Source organism: Agromyces binzhouensis (assembly GCF_004135055.1).
In the GTDB taxonomy this organism is placed as follows: domain Bacteria; phylum Actinomycetota; class Actinomycetes; order Actinomycetales; family Microbacteriaceae; genus Agromyces; species Agromyces binzhouensis.
The window spans coordinates 1-603 of sequence record NZ_SDPL01000801.1 but is presented as its reverse complement, the minus strand read 5'-3'; the positions used below and the strand labels follow the sequence as shown (position 1 = coordinate 603).

The following is a 603-nucleotide window of genomic DNA, read 5'->3' as shown; positions in this document are numbered from 1 at the left end:
GCCGCATCCGGCACGCCGACGCGCTTCATCGGCCGGGTCGGCGACGACGGCGCCGGCGCCGCGCTCGTGTCGGTGCTCGCCGAGGCCGGTGTCGACGTGCGCGTCCAGCGCGAGGGACGCACGGGAGCGGTCGTCCTGGTCGTCGCCCCCGACGGCGAGCGCACGATGTTCCCCGACCGCGCGGCGGCGGCCGAACTCTCCGACGTCGAGCCGGGATGGCTCGACGGCGTCGCCTGGCTGCACGTTCCGAGCTACGGCTTCGAGCACGAGTCGATGCGCGACGAGGTCCAGCGCCTGATCGCGCTCGCACGGGGGCGTGGCGCGCGCGTGTCGATCGACGCGTCGTCCACGGGGCTGCTCGAGGGGCTCGGCGTGCGGCGCGTGCTCGGCTGGTTCGCCGAGCTCCGCCCGGACGTGCTGTTCGCCAACGAGACCGAGGCCGAGCTGCTGGGCGTCGCGGCGGGGGGCGAGGTCGCGGCATCCGTCGCGCACCGGGTCGTGGTCAAGCACGGACCGCACCCCACCGAGGTGTTCGACGCCGGGGTGCCCGTCGCGCGGGTCCCCGTCCCGCCGGTCGACGCCGTGCGCGACCTCACCGGCGCC

Annotated in this window: 1 protein-coding gene; it reads left to right on the top strand. The window is 76.5% G+C overall.

Annotated elements, in window-relative coordinates; all coding sequences use genetic code 11:
* On the top strand, positions 1 to 603 hold a 603-nt coding region (locus ESO86_RS18320; protein WP_129236078.1), incomplete at both ends, for a carbohydrate kinase family protein.